General features: G+C 70.6%; 12 protein-coding genes and 1 pseudogene. 7 read left to right on the forward strand and 6 right to left on the reverse strand.

Annotated features, from left to right (window positions below; genetic code table 11):
- Window positions 1-68: 68 nt before the first annotated feature.
- Window positions 69-1,439 (forward strand): annotated as a pseudogene (locus OCS65_RS26605) (thiamine pyrophosphate-dependent enzyme); the annotation flags it as partial.
- A 124-nt stretch (window positions 1,440-1,563) separates the two neighbouring features.
- Here the strand turns inward: OCS65_RS26605 and OCS65_RS26610 are convergent.
- Together OCS65_RS26610 and OCS65_RS26615 are read right to left on the reverse strand one after the other, a co-directional pair.
- Window positions 1,564-2,595 carry an aspartate-semialdehyde dehydrogenase gene (locus OCS65_RS26610; protein WP_072634118.1) on the reverse strand — a complete coding sequence of 344 codons (1,032 nt, stop codon included), beginning with the start codon at window positions 2,593-2,595 and terminating at the stop codon, window positions 1,564-1,566.
- Between the two features lie 5 nt (window positions 2,596-2,600).
- Window positions 2,601-3,866: an aspartate kinase gene (locus OCS65_RS26615; RefSeq protein ID WP_006932606.1), complete on the reverse strand. Its 1,266-nt coding sequence runs from the start codon at window positions 3,864-3,866 to the stop codon at window positions 2,601-2,603.
- Between the two features lie 175 nt (window positions 3,867-4,041).
- Here OCS65_RS26615 and OCS65_RS26620 point away from each other — a divergent pair, with 175 nt between their 5' ends.
- Window positions 4,042-5,244: a low temperature requirement protein A gene (locus OCS65_RS26620; protein WP_029547152.1), complete on the forward strand. Its 1,203-nt coding sequence runs from the start codon at window positions 4,042-4,044 to the stop codon at window positions 5,242-5,244.
- Window positions 5,245-5,259: 15 nt separating this feature from the next.
- Here OCS65_RS26620 and OCS65_RS26625 read toward each other — a convergent pair whose 3' ends face one another.
- Window positions 5,260-6,477: a DUF4185 domain-containing protein gene (locus tag OCS65_RS26625; RefSeq protein ID WP_263508169.1), complete on the reverse strand. Its 1,218-nt coding sequence runs from the start codon at window positions 6,475-6,477 to the stop codon at window positions 5,260-5,262.
- A 355-nt stretch (window positions 6,478-6,832) separates the two neighbouring features.
- On the opposite strand from OCS65_RS26625, the gene leuA reads away from it, so the two are divergent.
- The 3 genes from leuA (at window position 6,833) to OCS65_RS26640 (ending at window position 9,979) form a co-directional block, all read left to right on the forward strand.
- Window positions 6,833-8,641 (forward strand): 2-isopropylmalate synthase, encoded by a 1,809-nt coding sequence (gene leuA, locus OCS65_RS26630; protein WP_050034480.1) that lies wholly within the window; start codon window positions 6,833-6,835, stop codon window positions 8,639-8,641.
- A gap of 155 nt (window positions 8,642-8,796) precedes the next feature.
- Window positions 8,797-9,171 (forward strand): SHOCT domain-containing protein, encoded by a 375-nt coding sequence (locus tag OCS65_RS26635; protein WP_006932600.1) that lies wholly within the window; start codon window positions 8,797-8,799, stop codon window positions 9,169-9,171.
- Window positions 9,172-9,196: 25 nt separating this feature from the next.
- The gene (locus OCS65_RS26640; protein WP_006932599.1) at window positions 9,197-9,979 is read left to right on the forward strand and encodes a crotonase/enoyl-CoA hydratase family protein; all 783 of its coding nucleotides are present in this window, start codon (window positions 9,197-9,199) and stop codon (window positions 9,977-9,979) included.
- Here OCS65_RS26640 and OCS65_RS26645 read toward each other — a convergent pair.
- Together OCS65_RS26645 and OCS65_RS26650 are read right to left on the reverse strand one after the other, a co-directional pair.
- A complete protein-coding gene (locus OCS65_RS26645; protein ID WP_006932598.1) occupies window positions 9,976-10,503 on the reverse strand; it encodes a DUF488 domain-containing protein in 528 nt (175 codons plus the stop codon). The genes OCS65_RS26640 and OCS65_RS26645 overlap by 4 nt on opposite strands.
- 49 nt (window positions 10,504-10,552) lie before the next feature.
- The gene (locus OCS65_RS26650) at window positions 10,553-11,926 is read right to left on the reverse strand and encodes a potassium channel family protein (RefSeq protein WP_006932597.1); all 1,374 of its coding nucleotides are present in this window, start codon (window positions 11,924-11,926) and stop codon (window positions 10,553-10,555) included.
- A gap of 201 nt (window positions 11,927-12,127) precedes the next feature.
- Here OCS65_RS26650 and OCS65_RS26655 point away from each other — a divergent pair, with 201 nt between their 5' ends.
- Together OCS65_RS26655 and OCS65_RS26660 are read left to right on the forward strand one after the other, a co-directional pair.
- On the forward strand, window positions 12,128-13,381 hold the full coding sequence (locus OCS65_RS26655) for a Mur ligase family protein (protein WP_006934534.1): 1,254 nt from the start codon (window positions 12,128-12,130) through the stop codon (window positions 13,379-13,381).
- Window positions 13,374-14,081: a type 1 glutamine amidotransferase gene (locus OCS65_RS26660; protein WP_006934533.1), complete on the forward strand. Its 708-nt coding sequence runs from the start codon at window positions 13,374-13,376 to the stop codon at window positions 14,079-14,081. Before OCS65_RS26655 ends, OCS65_RS26660 begins: the two co-directional genes overlap by 8 nt.
- Before the next feature lie 174 nt (window positions 14,082-14,255).
- On the opposite strand, the gene OCS65_RS26665 is transcribed toward OCS65_RS26660, so the two are convergent.
- Complete coding sequence (locus OCS65_RS26665; protein ID WP_050034479.1) at window positions 14,256-14,972, reverse strand: GAF and ANTAR domain-containing protein; 717 nt, start codon at window positions 14,970-14,972, stop codon at window positions 14,256-14,258.
- Window positions 14,973-15,022: the final 50 nt, after the last annotated feature.

A 15,022-nucleotide genomic window follows, 5' to 3' on the forward strand; every position in this document is an offset into this window, starting at 1 on the left:
CCGATCGATGAAGTGGATTTCGCGACCCGTACGTTCCTACGACAGTTCTGCGTCTCGAAGCTGTCCCGAACGTCCTGCTCACCGACCCGGCCGAGATCCCCCGAGCCCTCGCCGACGCCTTCCACATCGCCTCCAGCGGCCGACCCGGCGTGGTGCTCGTCGACATTCCCAAGGACGTCCTGCAAGCCCGCACCACCTGCACCTGGCCCCCGGAACGACAGCTACCGGGGTACCACGTCATCACGCAACCCCACGACAAGCACCTCCGGGCCGCAGCCGACCTGATCGCCACAGCGGAACGCCCGGTGCTCTACGTCCGCGGCGGAGTGATCAAAGCCGACGCCTCGAACGAACTGCGTGAACTCGCCGAGCTGACCGGCATCCCCGTCGTGACCACCCACATGGCCCGCGGCGCGATCCCCGACAGTCACCGACTGCACTACGGCATGCCCTGCATGCACGGCACCGTCGCCGCCCTGCAACGCAGGAACCGGCTGATCGCACTCGGCGCACGGTTCGACGACCGGGTCACCGGCGACCCCGCCTCGTTCGCCCCGCACGCCCGGGTCATCCACGTCGATATCGACCCGGCCGAGATCGGCAAGAACCGCTTCGCCGACGTACCGATCGTCGGCGACTGCAAGACAACGATCAGCTCCCTGATACGCCACATCCGCGCCCGCCCAGCCTGCCCTCCCGCACCCGATCCGACCGGCTGGTACGCCGATCTGGACCGATTACGCGACACCTTCCCCCTCGGCTACACCCGCCCGCCCACCGGCGCTCTGGCGCCCGAACGCGTCATCGATGCGATCGGACGCGCGGCGGGCCCGGACGCGATCTACGTCTCCGGAGTCGGACAGCACCAGATGTGGGCCGCACACTTCATCACCTACGACAAGCCCCGCACCTGGCTCAACTCCGGCGGCTTCGGCACCATGGGCTACGCCGTTCCCGCCGCACTCGGCGCCAGACTCGGCACCCCGGATCGCAAGGTCTGGGCGATCGACGGTGACGGATGTCTCCAGATGACCAACCAGGAACTGGCCACCGACGCCGTCGAAGGCATCCCCGTCAAGGTCGCGATCATCAACAACGGCAACCTCGGCATGGTCCGGCAACTCCAGCAAATCCACTACCAGGGCCGCTATTCGAGCGTCGACCTCGCCACCCATTCGCGGCGCATCCCGGACTGGCCCTCCTCGCCGAAGCGCTCGGCTGCGTTGCGAACACGAGGCGGATCTCGAGGACACCATCGCGCACGCGCCATCGAAGACCGTCCCGTCGTCGTCGACCTCATCGTCGACGACACAGCCCTGGTCTGGCCGATGATCGCAGCGGGCGCCAGCAACGACCACCTCATGCTCGCTCAGGGGAACCGGCCGTCGTTCGACGAATCCGATCATCCGGTCTCGTCAGAGGACACACACGCGTCCTGATCGTCTCTGCCGGCGAAATCGGCACGAGGAACGCCGCGCCCATGCGTCGACGCCCCACCGAGAACGACGAGGGGGAGGTTGCCGGCGACGTGTCGCGGCAACCTCCCCCTCGGGAGCGAAGAACCTACACCAGCAGCTCGGCGATCTGAATGGTGTTGAGGGCGGCGCCCTTCCGGAGGTTGTCCCCCGAGACGAACAGCGCGAGACCGCGGCCCTCCGGCACACCCGGATCCTGACGGACCCGGCCCACCAGCGACGGATCCTGGCCCGCGGCCTGCAGCGGCGTCGGAACGTCCACGAGCCGCACGCCGGGGGCGTTCGCGAGCAGTTCCTTCGCGCGCTCCACCGACAGCGGGCGTTCGAACTCGGCGTTGATCGACAGCGAGTGGCCGGTGATCACCGGCACGCGCACGCAGGTACCCGACACCAGCAGGTCCGGCAGTCCGAGGATCTTGCGGGACTCGTTGCGCAGCTTCTGGTCCTCGTCGGTCTCGCCGCTGCCGTCGTCGACGAGGGAGCCGGCCAGCGGCAGCACGTTGAACGCGATGGGCGCGACGTACTTGTCCGGGGCCGGGAAGTCGACGGCGCTGCCGTCGTGCACCAGCTTCTCGGCGTCGCCGATGACGGCGCGCGCCTGGCCGAGCAGTTCGTCGACGCCGGCGATGCCGCTGCCGGAGACGGCCTGGTAGCTCGAGACGATCAGCCGCTGCAGTCCGGCCTCGTCGTGCAGGACCTTGAGCACCGGCATCGCGGCCATGGTGGTGCAGTTCGGGTTGGCGATGATGCCCTTGGGCGGGTTCTTCGCCTCCTGCGGGTTCACCTCGCTCACGACCAGGGGAACCTCGGGATCCTTGCGCCAGGCCGAGGAGTTGTCGACGACGGTCGCGCCGGCGGCGGCGAACCGCGGCGCCTGCGCGCGCGAGAGGGTCGCTCCGGCCGAGAACAGGGCGATGTCGATGCCCTTCAGATCCTCGTCGGAGGTCGCCGCTGCGTCCTCCACGACGATCTCCTCACCGCGGAACGGCAGCTTCTTGCCGGCCGAGCGGGCCGAGGCGAAGAACCGCACCCGGTCGGCGGGGAAGTTGCGCTCTTCGAGCAGGGTGCGCATGACGATGCCGACCTGTCCGGTGGCACCGACGACAGCGAGAGTGGTCACAGCGATTACCGTCCCGTTCCGGCGTGGACGACGGCTTCTTCCTCGCCGCCGAGTTCGAACGCGGCGTGCAGGGCGCGCACCGCGTCGTCGAGTTCCGTGTCGTCGACGAGGACCGAGATACGGATCTCCGACGTGGAGATGAGGTCGATGTTGATGCCCGCACCCGCGAGGGCCTCGCAGAACTTCGCCGTGACACCCGGGTGGCTCTTCATGCCGGCGCCGACGAGCGAGACCTTGCCGATGTGGTCGTCGAACAGCACCTGGGTGAAGCCGATCTCCTCCTGCTGCTTGCTCAGCAGCTCCACGGCGCGCGGGCCGTCGCCCTTGGGCAGGGTGAAGGTGATGTCGGTCTTGCCCGTCTCCACCTTGGAGATGTTCTGCAACACCATGTCGATGTTGATCTCGGCGTCGGCGACGGCGCGGAACACCTTCGCGGCGTAACCGGGGGTATCGGGCAGGCCGACGACGGTGACCTTGGCCTCGCCGCGATCGTGCGCGACGCCGGTGATCAGAGCCTCTTCCACGGGGATGTCCTCCATCGATCCGGACACGATGGTGCCGGGCTTGGTGGTGTACGACGAACGAACGTGCACGGGCACGTTGTAGCGGCGGGCGTACTCGACGCAGCGCAGCATGAGCACCTTCGCGCCGCACGCCGCGAGCTCGAGCATCTCCTCGAAGGAGACCTTCTCGAGCCGCTGCGCGTCCTTGACGATGCGCGGGTCGGCGGTGAAGACGCCGTCGACGTCGGTGTAGATCTCGCAGACATCGGCGTTCAGCGCCGCGGCCAGGGCGACGGCGGTCGTGTCGGAGCCGCCGCGGCCGAGGGTGGTGATGTCCTTGCTGTCCTGGCTCACGCCCTGGAAGCCGGCGACGAGGACGATGCTGCCCTCGTCCAGCGCGGCCCGGACGCGGCCGGGGGTGACGTCGATGATCTTCGCGTTGCCGTGGCTGCTCGTGGTGATCACGCCGGCCTGCGAGCCGGTGAACGACCGCGCCTCGGCGCCGAGCGAGTGGATCGCCATCGCGACCAGGGCGTTGGAGATCCGCTCACCGGAGGTGAGGAGCATGTCCATCTCCCGCGCCGGCGGCGCCGGGCACACCTGCTGGGCGAGGTCGAGCAGCTCGTCGGTGGTGTCGCCCATCGCCGAGACCACGACGACGACGTCGTTGCCCGCCTTCTTGGTCTCGACGATCCGTTCAGCGACGCGCCGGATCCGCTCGGCCGTCGCGACCGAGGATCCTCCGTACTTCTGGACGACGAGTGCCACGCTGGCGAACCTCCGGGGTCTTGGGTGCAAGTCCAGGGGATCAGCTTACCGATGCGGCCTGGAGGGACGGGGCTCGACCTGCCCCGGCACCCGGCAGCCGTCCGCTCCCGGCCCGCGGCGAGGGCCGGAACCGTCGGGCGTGACAGCGGTCTCGGGTGGTGACAGCATCTCCGGCGTGAGCATCGGCAGACGCCTGCAGGTCCGAGCGTTGGACGAACGTTCCTCCGCCTCCCCCATCGAGTTGTTCTTCGATCTCGTGTTCGTCTTCGCCCTGACCCGGGTCACCGACCTCATGGCGGTGGACACCAGCGGCGTCGACGTGCTGCGCGCCGCCCTCGTCATGGCGGTGCTGTGGTGGGTGTGGGTCGGCTACTCGTGGCTGGGCAATCTCGCCCGCGCCGACGAGGGCCTCATGCGAGTGGTGATGTTCGCCGCGATGGGGGCCGTGTTCGTCGTCGCCCTGACGATTCCCGAGGCGTTCGACGACATGCCGGGTGGCCTCGACGGACCGGTGATCTTCGCGGTCGGCTACTTCACCGTGCGCCTGATCCACCTGTCGACGTTCCTCGTCCTGAGCCGGGACGATCCGCAGCTGCGGCGGCAGGTGCTCCGATTCCTTCCGAGCATGCTGGCGGGAACGGCGTTCCTGCTGATCGCCTCGCAGCTGTCCGGACCCGCGCAGACGGTGCTGTGGATCCTCGCCCTGGCGGGCGACTACCTCGGCACCCTGGCCGGGGGCACCGGGTGGCGGCTCCGCTCGGTGAGCCACTTCGCGGAGCGGCACGGACTCATGGTGATCGTCGCCCTCGGTGAGTCGATCGTCTCGATCGGGATCGGCGTCGCGGCGCTGCCGATCTCCTGGGCGATCATCGTCGCGTCACTGCTGGGTCTGTCCGTCTCGGCGCTGCTGTGGTGGGCGTATTTCGACGTCACGTCCCTGGCCGTCGAGAAGGTCTTCGACGCGGCGACCGGGACCCGGCTGATCCGGATCGCCCAGCGTTGCTACAGCTACGCCCACCTGCCGATGGTGATCGGAATCGTCATGCTCTCGCTGGGCCTGAAGAAGATCCTCGCCTACGTCGGGGACGGGAACCATCATCGGCTCACCGATCCCCTCCAGGGCTGGCCGCTGGCCGGCCTGTACGGCGGGGCCGCGCTCTATCTCCTCGCCCTGGTGTTCTTCCGCGCCTACGCGACCGGTCGCGTCGAGGTTCCCCGGGCGACGACGGCGGTCGTCCTGCTCGCACTCCTTCCCGTGGTGGGGCACGTCCCGGCGCTGGCGACCCTCGGCATCCTGGTGGCGGTGCTGCTCGTCCTCATCGGGTACGAGACCGTCCGTTACGCCGAGCCGCGCGAGACGATCCGTCACGGGGGCTGAGCCCGGACGGGCGGCTCATCCCGCGACGGTCGTGCGCAGCAGCATGACGTTGTAGTCGCTCCAGCGTGACGCGACGAAGTACAGGTCGTCGCCGCTGGACCACGGGTGGATGTACGGCGCGTACAGGCCGCCGATCTGGGCGCTGGTGACGACCGCCCGCGGCGCGCTCCACGGGCCCTCCGGCCGCGCGCTCGTGCGCATCTCGATCTGCCCGCGTTCCTCGTTGCCGTAGAGGAGGACGAAGGTGCTGCCGGTCCAGTGCACCGACATCTCGCCGACCGGGGCGTCGACGACGGGGACCGCCGCATCGATCCCGCCGAGGACCCAGTGGGTGCCGGTCCAGAACTCGTAGGCGGTGAGGTCGCGGATCTGCGCCTCGGGCACGCGCGAGACGTAGGCCGGGCCGAAGCGGCCGTTGGGGGTGCCGAAGTCGTAGACGTAGCCCTCGTGCTTCACGTACGCGTGCTGTTGGAAGTTGCCGTTGCCCGTCGCCAGCTGCTGGACGCCGGGGACCTCGACGGGGGTGTTCACTCGCGCGGTGGCCGGGTCGACGGTCCATGTCTCACCGTTGTCGGTCGAGTACGCGACGGCCGAGGCGTTGGTCCACCACTCGCCCGGATCGCCCCAGGCGCGCACCGACATGAAGTTGATGTACTGCGTGCCGCCGACCGAGATGCCGGCGGTGGGCACGACGGTGGTCTCGACCCCGTCGATGCCGACGCTGCCGAGGACCTCGCGGGCGAAGTTCGGGTCGGAGGAGAGCACCGGCGCCCCGGAGTAGCGATCCCCGGGTCGGGGGTCGGGCACGGCGATGCCGTCCGACAGCTCGGTGTCGCCGCTGCGCATGAGGATGTTGCGGCGCCATTCGTCGCCCTCGACCGAGCAGTCGCCGAAGGTGTCTCCGAAGGCCGCGAGCACCTGCCGGCCGGGGCCGGTCCCGCCGTTGTCCCACATGATTCCCAGGTCGGTGCCCGAGACGGAGAAGCGGGTGTCGGTCCGGTTCGGGCTGCGCGGTCCCGTGACCCAGGCGACGGTGCGGGTGGGCCCGGAGGTGATCGTCGGCAGCGGTCCCTGCGGCGTCCCGGCACCGGGGTTGCTGCTGCCGAAGCCGCTGCTTCCGGACCCGGAGCCCCCGCACGGTTCCGCTTGAGCAGTAGCGGCAAACGGCACCGCGCAGCCGAGCGCGAGCAGCAGCGCCGAGGAGAACGTCGTCGCCGACCGGACCGCCCTCATGAGCCCTCCTCCCGGCCGGGTGACCGAAACGCGTCTTCCCTGATACTCCTGTGACCAATGGTGTCCGTGTGACGAATGAGGTCAACGTATTGGATCGGCGGGGCTCGCGACAGCGCCCTCCGTATCGATCGGGTCACGTTCGTACGGCCTGCTCCGCCCGGCCCCGGCAGCGAAATCCTCGCATCCCGGGTGGGCTCCGGCGGGGGCGAGCGAGTACACTGCCTGGCATGCAGCGCGCGCTTCTCCTCGGCCGCCGCGGCGGGATCTGACCAGACCGGCTTCCCGTCGCGGGGTGTGGTCGCGCCGGTCGTATCCTCATCCGGGCTCACCGGTCCCCTTTTTTTGGAGTTACGTCATGTCACCCGCCGACGCATTCACCTCCGGCTCGCGCACTATCACGCCGCCGAGCAAGCCCGCCCCCGCCGATCAGCCGGCGTGGAACACGCAGAAGAACTCCTCGATGCCGACCTACCGGTACCGGCCGTTCGCCGAGGAGGTCGAGCCGGTCACGCTGCCGGACCGCACCTGGCCGGACAAGGTCATCGACCGGGCCCCCGCCTGGTGCGCCGTGGACCTGCGTGACGGCAACCAGGCGCTCATCGACCCCATGAGCCCCGCCCGCAAGCGGCGCATGTTCGACCTGCTGGTACGCATGGGCTACAAGGAGATCGAGGTCGGCTTCCCGTCGGCGAGCCAGACCGATTTCGACTTCGTCCGAGAGATCATCGAGGACAACGCGATTCCCGACGACGTCACCATCCAGGTGCTGACGCAGGCCCGCCCCGAGCTGATCAAGCGCACCTTCGAGGCGTGCGCCGGGGCCCACACGGCCATCGTCCACTTCTACAACTCGACGTCGATCCTGCAGCGCCGCGTGGTGTTCAAGGCGGACAAGGACACGGTCAAGAAGATCGCCACCGACGCGGCCGAACTGGTACTCGAGGAGGCGAAGAACCACCCCGACACGAACTGGCGGTGGGAGTACTCCCCCGAGTCGTACACCGGCACGGAACTGTCGTACGCCAAGGAGGTGTGCGACGCGGTCGTCGACACCCTGGGCGCGACCCCCGAGAACCCCGTGATCATCAACCTGCCGGCGACGGTCGAGATGGCCACGCCGAACGTGTACGCCGACTCGATCGAGTGGATGCACCGCAACCTGGCCAAGCGCGACTCGATCATCCTGTCGCTGCACCCGCACAACGACCGCGGCACCGGCGTCGCGGCGGCCGAACTGGGCTACCAGGCCGGCGCCGACCGCATCGAGGGCTGCCTGTTCGGCAACGGCGAGCGCACCGGCAACGTGTGCCTGGTCACCCTCGGCCTGAACATGTTCAGCCGCGGCGTGGACCCGCAGATCGACTTCTCCAACATCGACGAGATCCGCCGCACCGTCGAGTACTGCAACCAGCTGCCCGTGCCCGAGCGGCACCCCTACGGCGGCGACCTGGTGTACACGGCCTTCTCGGGCAGCCACCAGGACGCCATCAACAAGGGCATGGACATGATGAAGGCCGACGCCGACGCGGCGGGCACCGACGTCGACGACCTGACCTGGGCGGTTCCGTACCTGCCGATCGACCCGAAGGACGTCGGCCGCAGCTACGAGGCCGTGATCCGGGTGAACTCGCAGTCCGGCAAGGGCGGCGTGGCGTACATCATGAAGCACGACCACGGCCTGAACCTGCCGCGGCGGCTGCAGATCGAGTTCTCGCAGGCGGTGCAGCGCGTCACCGACGGTGAGGGCGGCGAGGTCAGCCCCAAGGAGATGTGGGACATCTTCCACGAGGAGTACCTGACCCCGATCACCCCGCTCGAGCGGATCCGGCAGAAGGTCGCCGCGGCCGAGACCGACGACGGCACCGACACCGTCACCGCGGTCGTGAAGTATCACGGCAAGGAACAGGAGATCACCGGGTCCGGCAACGGCCCGCTCGCCGCCTTCGTCGACGCCCTGGAGACCCTGGGCTACCAGGTGGCGGTCCGCGGCTACGCCGAGCACGCCATGTCGGCCGGTGACGACGCCCTCGCGGCCGCGTACGTCGAGGCGGACGTGACCCGGCCCGACGGGGTCTCGGCCCTGGTCTGGGGTGTCGGAATCGCGCCGTCCATCACGACGGCGTCGCTGCGCGCGGTGGTCTCGGCGGTGAACCGGGCCCACTGAGCCCTCCGGTCCCGCGAACACCGCGGCAAACGGCGCGAATTCGGACGAACGCGGCGGTACTCTTTCGCAGGAGTGCCGCCGCGTGTCCGTTTGTCGGCCGGGCGAATCTCGGTTCGGATCCGTCTCCGCACGTGCCCCACGAAAGGGAGCGTCACATGGATTTCTGGGACATCATCTGGTTCATCATCGTCAGCTTCGCGTTCATCGCGTACCTGATGGTGCTCTTCTCCATCATCGGGGACCTGTTCCGCAACCACCAGCAGTCCGGCTGGATCAAGGCGATCTGGATCGTCTTCCTGATCTTCCTGCCGTTCCTGACCGCCCTGATCTATCTGATCGTCAACGGCAAGGGCATGGCCGAGCGCTCCGCGCGGGAGTACGCCCAGGTCAAGCAGGCCCAGGACAGTTACATCCGCGAGGTCGCCGGCAAGTCCCCCGCCGAGCACATCGCCGACGCCAAGGCCCTGCTCGACGCGGGCACCATCACCGAGGCCGAATACCAGGCCCTCAAGGCCAAGGCGCTGGCCTGACGCCGCCCCCGGGGGGATCACGACGATGACGTCCGATCCGGTTCGGGTCCGCCGCGACGGGCCCGTCACCACCATCGGGATCAACCGTCCCGAGGTCCGCAACGCGGTCGACCGGGAGACGGCGCAGGCGCTCGCCGACGCCTTCCGCGCCTTCGACGCCGACGACGAGGCGGCGGTCGCCGTCCTGCACGGCGAGGGAGGCACCTTCTGCTCCGGCGCCGACCTGAAGGCGATCAGTGAGGGACGCGCGAACCGGGTCGCCCCGGACGGTGACGGGCCGATGGGCGTGTCGCGGATGCGGCTGTCCAAGCCCGTCATCGCCGCGATCTCGGGCCACGCCGTCGCGGGCGGGCTCGAGCTGGCGCTGTGGGCCGATCTGCGCGTCGCCGAGGAGGGGGCGGTGCTGGGCGTGTTCTGCCGCCGCTGGGGCGTGCCGCTGATCGACGGCGGCACGGTGCGGTTGCCGCGGCTCATCGGCGAGAGCCGCGCGATGGATCTCGTCCTGACCGGCCGTCCCGTCGAAGCCGACGAGGCGCTGCGCATCGGGCTGGTCAACCGGCTCGTGCCCGCCGGGCAGGCGCTCGCCGCGGCCCGCACGCTCGCCGCCGAGATCGCCGCCTTCCCCCAGACCTGCCTGCGCCGGGATCGTCTCTCCCTGCTCGAACAGCACGGTCTCGACGAGGACCAGGCGTTGCTCAACGAGTTCCGGCACGGCACGGTCTCCCTCGCCCACGACACGCTCGACGGCGCCTCCCGGTTCGCCGCCGGCGCCGGGCGGCACGGCAGCTTCGGCGAATCCGGCAGCTAGCCGGAGCCGTCCCACACCACATGGCCGTCGGCCCGCACGCGGGCTCCGGGGGCCGCCTCGTGCGCGACGAGGCGGCCGTCGTGCATGAGGTGTTCGACGTCGCGGCCGAAACGCAACACGACGATGTCCGCGACGAGGCGGCGGTGGCAGCGCCACCACACGCTCTCGCTGCACATCATCGCGGTCCGGCGCCGCGCGGACTCCACGAGCAGGCCGTCGAGCGCGTCGGCGAACTCCTCGGTGCGCGTGTGGGCGGCGTAGGCAGCGAACTGCTCGACCCGCCACCACGAATCCTCGGGCGCCGTCCCGGCGGGTAGCCGTCGCCGGCCCCCGAGCCGCCGCTCGAGCCGATAGCCGATGCCGGCATCGGTCAGCCATTCCGTCATCGCGTCGCCGGCGAGGTCCGGGTTGCGCCGGCTGCCCGGGAAGCGCCGGACGTCGACGAGCGACTCCACGCCGGCGGATCGCAGCAGCTCGGTCAGCTGCGCCCGGTCCAGCCGTCCGTGACCCACGGAGAGCAACACCTCGATGATCCTTCCCTCAGATCGGTTCTCTCCGGCATACCACCGACGGCTACCGCAGGCTCGTCCCCACGCCTGCAGCCGACGTGTGCCGGCATCCACCCGGCGACGCGATCGGCAGCTCCTCGAACCGGCCGTCCGGGAAGCGCAGGTGTACGTGCACCGCACCGGCGACCACCCCCAGCGGCTCGCGACCCAGCAGGCGCGCGAGCACGTACGTCGCGCTCAGGCTGGTCACGTCGCGGATCACGCCCAGCGGCAGCAGCGAGCCCGTCTCGGCGAGCACCTCGCGCTCGCCCGCGCGCAACACCAGCCGCAGGCCCGGCGCGACGCCCTGGACGGCGAGCGAGACCGCGACGTTGTCCCGGTCGTCGGAGCCGACCGCGGCGAGCGCCGCCGCGCGATGCACCCCGACGCGTTCGAGCAGCCGCCGGTCGCCGCCGTCGCCGACCACGGCGGGGATGTTCAGGTCGCGCACGAGCCGCAGGTTGCGGGCATTGGTGTCCCGCTCGACGCCCACCACCGGGATGCCGAGGTCCCGCAGCTCCCGGCACAGCCGCAGGCCCACCTGCCCGAGGCCCACCACGATCACGTGCCCGGAGCGGGGCAGCGACCGGGGGCCGAGCAGCGCGGTCAGGCGGGGGCCCAGCAGCCGGTCCACCACCCCGGCGGTGAACATGGCGGTGAACACGATCGTCGCCAGCATCGCGGTCGACGCGATCGCGGCGTACGCCTCGTTGCCGTGCGGATCGGCCGCCGGGCCCACCGTCGTAACCACGCGGACCGCCTCGTGGAACGCGTCGATCGCCCCCTTGCCCTCCCCGAAGGTCAGCCAGGCCCAGTCGCCGAACAGCACCGCCGCCAGGCCGAGCAGCCCGGCCAGCAGGATGCGGGTGCCGGTCTCGTGGGTGCGCAGCACCGCGGTGAGCTGCCCGGCCCACCGCTGCCACACCATCCGTCGCGGTACCGCGACGGGCACCTCGTCGAGCACGTCGCCGGCCACGCGGATGCCGCGCGGTTCGCGGGTGGAGGTCACGGCCAGCAGGCCGGGTGCCACGCACGGCCCGGCCAGGGAGGCCACGGCGAGATCCGCCGGCGACGTCACGTCGCACTGCGGCAGGAACCGTGCGAGCTGATCGCCGATCGTGCGGTCGAAGATCGTCGCGACCATCGGTGCGTCCGGCTGCAGGTGCGCCGCGGCGAGCGCATACCGCAGCGCGACCACGTCGTCCTGCAGGAGCACCGCGATCCCGGCGACCGGCGGCCGGTCCAGGAGGGCCCGCAGCTCCTCGTCGTCGGGCCGGGGCGCGTGCCGCACCGCGCAGCCGAGGTCGACGAGCGAGGCGCAGACCCGGCGCGCGACGGTGGTGTCGCCCACCACGACGTACGTCCCGGTGTTCCCGCCGGTTGTATCCGCCTCCGCCACGGCGACCACCTCCCCGCCTCAGGGGACCACGCAACCTGCGGCGGCGCATCCGGCGGCGCGGTCGCTGTGAGCGATTCCCGCAGCGTAGCGGCGTGTGACCGTGCGGACACGGCCGCGCCGCGGCGGTGGACACGGCCGCGCCGCGGCGGTGGACACGGCCGCGCCGCGGCGGTGGAGGCGCCGCTGTGGAAAACTCGCGACGTGGGTACAAGCACTCGAATCACCGGGCGCGGGCGGCTGGCGCTGCGCGCGGCGAAGGCCGCCTCGTGGGCGTCGCAGAAGGCGGGGCGCGGCAAGGGGTCGATGATCGGCGGCCTCGTCGCGCTGAAGATCGATCCGCGCCTGATGGAACAGCTCGGCCGCGGCCGTCGCACCGTCCTGGTCACCGGCACCAACGGCAAGTCCACCACCACCCGGATGACGGCGGCGGCCCTGGAGACGATGGACGCCGTCGCCACGCAGGCCGACGGGGCGAACATGGACGCCGGCATCGTCGCCGCGCTGGTCGCCCACCAGGAGGCGCCGCTCGCCGCGATCGAGGTCGACGAGCTGCACACCCCGCACGTCGCGGACGCCCTCGACCCCGAAGCGATCGTGCTGCTCAACCTCAGCCGCGATCAGCTCGACCGCGTGGGCGAGATCAACATGATCGAACGCAAGCTGCGTGCGGGCCTCGAACGCCACCCGGACGCGGTGGTCGTCGCCAACTGCGACGACGTGCTCGTCACCTCCGTCGCCTACGACCACCCGAACGTGGTCTGGGTGGCGGCCGGTGCCGGCTGGTCGGGCGACTCGGTCAGCTGCCCCCGCACCGGTGAGCCGATCCTCTGGGAAGACGGGCGCTGGCACAGTACGGGCTCGGATTTCGCACGGCCCGAACCGGATTGGTGGGTCGACGACGAGAATCTCTACGGGCCGGACGGTCTGGTGCTGCCGATGACGCTGACCCTGCCCGGGCGCGCCAACCGCGGTAACGCCGCTCAGGCGGTGGCCGCGGCGGTCGCCCTCGGCGCCGATCCGGCCGCGGCCGTCGCGGCCGCGGGTGTCGTCGAGGAGGTCGCCGGCCGGTACAAGACCGTGCAGGTGGGTCCGCATTCGGTGCACATGCTGCTCGCGAAGAACCCGGCCGGGTGGCAGGAGGCCCTGTCGATGATCGACCCGACGGTCGACGGTCTCGTCATCGCGGTCAACGGGCAGGTGCCGGACGGGGAGGACCTGTCGTGGCTGTGGGACGTGCGGTTCGAGCACTTCGAGGGCGTGCACGTCGTGGCGTCCGGCGAGCGCGGCACCGACCTGGCCGTACGGCTGACCTACGCCGGGGTCGAGCACACGCTGGTGGCGGATCCGATCCGGGCCATCGCGTCGTGCCCGCCGGGACGGGTCGAGGTCCTGGCCAACTACACCGCGTTCCGGGATCTGAACACCGCCCTGGCGAAGGGAGCCGCGCATGTCTGAGTCCACCGTGCGGATCGGGCTCGTGCTGCCCGACGTGATGGGCACCTACGGCGACGGCGGCAACGCGCTGGTCCTGCGGCAGCGCCTGCGGATGCGCGGGCAGGACGCCGAGGTCGTGTCGATCAACCTGACGGACCCGGTGCCCGAGTCCCTGGACCTGTACACCCTCGGCGGGGCCGAGGACTCGGCGCAGCGCCTCGCCACTCGGCACCTGCAGCGCCATCCGGGCCTGCAACGGGCGGTCGAACGCGGGGCGCCGGTGCTGGCGATCTGCGCGGCGATCCAGGTGCTCGGCAACTGGTACCAGACGTCGGCGGGCGAGCGCGTCGACGGCGTCGGCCTGCTCGACGTGACCACCGCTCCGCAGCAGACCCGGGCCATCGGCGAGGTGGTCACCACTCCCCTCGTCGAGGGCCTGCGCCTGCCGCTGACCGGATTCGAGAACCACCGCGGCGGAACGACTCTCGGCCCCGCCGCCCGCGCACTGGGCCGGGTCACCCGGGGCGTCGGCAACGGCGTTGGCGACGGCGTCGAAGGGGTCGTCCAGGGCTCGGTGGTCGGCACGTACATGCACGGCCCGGTGCTGGCCCGCAATCCCGAGCTGGCGGACCTGCTGCTGACCCGCGCGCTCGGTGTGGACTCGCTGCCGCCGCTGGACCTGCCGGAGGTCGAGCAGCTGCGCCGCGAGCGGCTCGCCTGACCCGCCGCTCGGACGAGACCACCCCCGGACAGGGGTTCGGCCCGGGAATCGCTTTCGCAACCTCCGGGCCGGATCTCTGCTTCACGAGCCTCTGTCGTCCTCGGACGTCTGCTCGATTCGCACTACTGATGTTACCTGCATCACACCCCGATGGCAAGGGGTGGGATCCGGGGTTCAGCTACTCCCCTTGATCTCGCGGCGATGCTGGTCGACGACGGTGCGGGCCAGCTCCGCAACCTTGACGTTGACCTGCTGCGACGTCCGGCGGAGGAGATCGAAAGCCTCGTCGTCGGAGATCTTGTTCAGCGCCATGAGGAGCCCGATCGCCTTACCGATCTCCCGATTGCTCTCGATGCCGTTGCGGAGCGAGGCGACGTCCTCGCCGCGGGAGACGGCGGCGACGCAGACGGCCGCGAAGGCGGCCAGGACGGTGCCGTTCGCGGCGGCCGCGAGGTCGAAGGCCCCAGGCGTGTCGGAGAACAGGTTCAGCGACCCGACCTTGCGGTCGTCGACCCGCAACCGGAATCCCATCGCCCCCCGCACGGGCGTCTGCTTCACGACGCCGGGAGCCAGGTGCGGCCACTGCTCGGAGACGCTCAGGTCCGGCTCGATCTGGGCGGCCTCCTCCTCGATCGCATCCAGGCACGGCCCCTCGCCGGTGGCGCGCTCGAGGTCGTCGACGTGCCGCGCGACGGCGTCGGAGGCGCCGACGGTGACGTACGCCCTGCCTTCCCGCAGCATGAGGCTCGCATGGTCGCAGCCGGGAACCAGCATCGTGGCGGCCACGCAGATCGCCGCGTACGCCTCCGAGGGCTCGGCGCCGCCATAGACGATCTCGGCCAGTGCGGCGAACACCGTCGCCGGATCAGCCGCGGACTGTCCGTTCTGCATGAGCGCTCCTCGACCTCTTCGCCGCGCCCTTCCGTGCGGGGCGTCGGATC

This window comes from Rhodococcus aetherivorans (assembly GCF_025722975.1).
GTDB classification, from domain to species: Bacteria; Actinomycetota; Actinomycetes; order Mycobacteriales; family Mycobacteriaceae; genus Rhodococcus; species Rhodococcus aetherivorans.